Origin of the sequence: Streptomyces sp. SM1 (genome assembly GCF_002910825.1) — a bacterium.
Taxonomy (GTDB): domain Bacteria; phylum Actinomycetota; class Actinomycetes; order Streptomycetales; family Streptomycetaceae; genus Streptomyces; species Streptomyces okerensis.
In genome coordinates, this window is the sequence record NZ_NEUB01000182.1 from 1 (window position 1) to 2,550 (window position 2,550).

A 2,550-nucleotide genomic window follows, 5' to 3' on the forward strand; every position below is an offset into this window, starting at 1 on the left:
GCAGGGCCGGGCTGCTGGCCGTGGGCTGGGTCGGCATGGACCGGGCCGCGGGAACCGTGGGCACCGTGGAGACGCCCGCGCCCACGTTGACCGCACGGGTTCCCGATGACTCGGGCGCCCGCTCGGCCTCGGCGGTGGCGGTGGCCGTGGCGGCCGTTGCCCGGTCGGCCGCACGGCGGGCGCCGTAACGGCGGTGCACCGCCTGCTTGGTGACTCCGAGCGCGGAGCCCACCGCGTCCCACGAGAAGCCCAGCGAGCGGTCGAAGTCCACGGCCGCCGTGACCAGGGTCTCGACACTGTCCCGCAGCTCCTGGGCGAGACGGACCGTCGGGGCGGGGGCGCGTCCGTAGACGACGAACCCCGTGGAAGGGCCGGAGCGGCGCGGACGGTAGACGTTGCCCAGCTGGGCGGTGAGCGTGCGCAGTGCGTCCACCTGCCGCCGGACCCGCTCGATGTCCCGCACCAGCAAGTGCAGGCTGGCCCGAGCCTGGGCGTCGTGGGTTGCGTGGTCGGCCATGAACAAGCCTCTCGAACCGGCGTTGAAAGGAATGAGCCCGCTGCCGGGCCCGTGGGTCAACTCTTTCTTGACCAACGCGTGGGCGCTCCGCTGGTCACGGGGAGGGGGCGTGGCGGCATATGCGTACGCCCCCGAGGGGCCGGGCCCCGGCCCCGGTCCCGAGTGCTCTCCCACCCGCGCACCCCCTGTTCCGGTGGGCCGGGAGGTGGGCGTTCCCCGCCGGGCCGCCCGCCGTCGGCGGCTTCCCCGGACGGCACGGCGTCCGACCGCGACACGGGCTCCGGCCGTGGGGCTCCGGCGCCGGGCCATAGACTGGTGCGCCGCCCCAGCCGCCCCCGCCCGAGAGGCCCCAGCACTTCATGAAGCTCGTCTTCGCCGGCACCCCCGAGGTCGCCGTTCCCGCACTGGACGCTCTTCTCGCCTCCGGGCGGCACGAGGTCGCCGCCGTCGTCACACGGCCCGACGCTCCCGCCGGGCGGGGCCGCAGGCTGGCCGCCTCTCCCGTCGCCGAGCGCGCGGCGGAGGCCGGCATCGAGGTGCTCAAGCCCGCCAGGCCCCGGGACCCCGGACTCCTCGAGCGGCTCAAGGAGATCGCCCCCGACTGCTGCCCCGTCGTCGCCTACGGAGCCCTTCTCCCCAAGGCCGCCCTCGACATCCCCGCCCGGGGCTGGGTCAACCTGCACTTCTCCCTGCTGCCCGCCTGGCGCGGCGCCGCGCCCGTGCAGCACGCCATCATGGCCGGCGACGAGATCACCGGCGCCGCCACCTTCCTCATCGAGGAGGGTCTCGACTCCGGGCCCGTCTACGGCACCGTCACCGAGGAGATCCGCCCCACCGACACCAGCGGCGACCTGCTCACCCGGCTCGCCCTCGCCGGCGCCGGTCTGCTCGCCGCGACCATGGACGGCATCGAGGACGGTGCCCTGAAGGCCGTACCGCAGCCCGCCGACGGCATCAGCCTGGCCCCCAAGGTCACCGTCGAGGACGCCCGGGTCGACTGGAACACCCCGGCGCTGCGCGTCGACCGCGTGGTGCGCGGCTGCACCCCCGCGCCCGGTGCCTGGACCACCTTCCGGGGCGAGCGCCTGAAGATCGTCCAGGCCCGCCCCGTACCGGAGACGACCGGTCTCGCGCCCGGGCAGCTGTCCGCGGGGAAGAACAACGTGTACGTGGGCACCGCCTCGTACGCCGTGGAGCTGCTGTGGGTGCAGGCCCAGGGCAAGAAGCCGATGCGGGCGGCGGACTGGGCGCGCGGGGTGCGGATCGGCGCGGGGGAGACCGTCGGCGCCTGACCGCCCCGGGACGTCCAGGACGTAGGCTGGAGCGCGCACTTCACCCCACATCCGGAGCACCTTTTTCGTGAGCGACCAGCCCCGCCGGCCCCGCAGGCCCGCCAAGCCCTACCGCCGGCCCCAGAAGGACCCCGTCCGCGTGATCGCCTTCGAGGCGCTGCGCGCGGTGGACGAGCGGGACGCCTACGCCAACCTCGTCCTGCCGCCGCTGCTGCGCAAGGCACGCGAGGGAGGCGGCTTCGACGCCCGGGACGCCGCCCTCGCCACCGAGCTGGTCTACGGAACCCTGCGGCGGCAGGGCACGTACGACGCGGTCATCGCGGCCTGTGTCGACCGGCCGCTGCGCGAGGTGGACCCGCCGGTGCTGGATGTGCTCAGCCTCGGCGCGCACCAGCTGCTCGGGACGCGGATCCCCCCGCACGCGGCCGTGTCCGCCTCCGTCGAGCTGGCCCGGGTGGTGCTCGGCGACGGGCGGGCCAAGTTCGTCAACGCCGTGCTGCGCAAGATCGCGCAGGACGACCTCGACGGCTGGCTGGAGCGGGTCGCCCCGCCCTACGACGAGGACCCCGAGGACCACCTCGCCGTCGTGCACTCGCACCCCCGCTGGGTCGTCTCCGCGCTGTGGGACTCCCTCGGCGGCGGACGCGCCGGGATCGAGGACCTGCTGCGGGCCGACAACGAGCGGCCCGAGGTGACCCTGGTCGCCCGCCCCGGACGGGCGACGACCGCCGAACTGCTCGA

3 protein-coding genes are annotated in these 2,550 nt (G+C 75.2%); 2 read left to right on the forward strand and 1 reads right to left on the reverse strand.

Translation table 11 applies throughout. The features are described 5' to 3' along the window. Positions 1 to 517, reverse strand: a 517-nt coding sequence (locus B9S61_RS04235; protein ID WP_103540986.1) for a hypothetical protein, incomplete at its 3' end; no start/stop codon positions are given. A 359-nt stretch (positions 518 to 876) separates the two neighbouring features. Between B9S61_RS04235 and fmt the strand changes: the two genes are divergently transcribed. Next, positions 877 to 1,809: a methionyl-tRNA formyltransferase gene (fmt, locus tag B9S61_RS04240; RefSeq protein ID WP_103540987.1), complete on the forward strand. Its 933-nt coding sequence runs from the start codon at positions 877 to 879 to the stop codon at positions 1,807 to 1,809. A gap of 67 nt (positions 1,810 to 1,876) precedes the next feature. After that, a partial coding sequence (locus tag B9S61_RS04245) for a transcription antitermination factor NusB (protein WP_103540988.1) occupies positions 1,877 to 2,550 on the forward strand: 674 nt, incomplete at its 3' end.

Bases quoted from the DNA above. Each gene is read 5' to 3' on its own strand.
- fmt (WP_103540987.1), top strand. From the start codon at position 877: ATGAAGCTCGTCTTCGCCGGCACCCCCGAGGTCGCCGTTCCCGCACTG.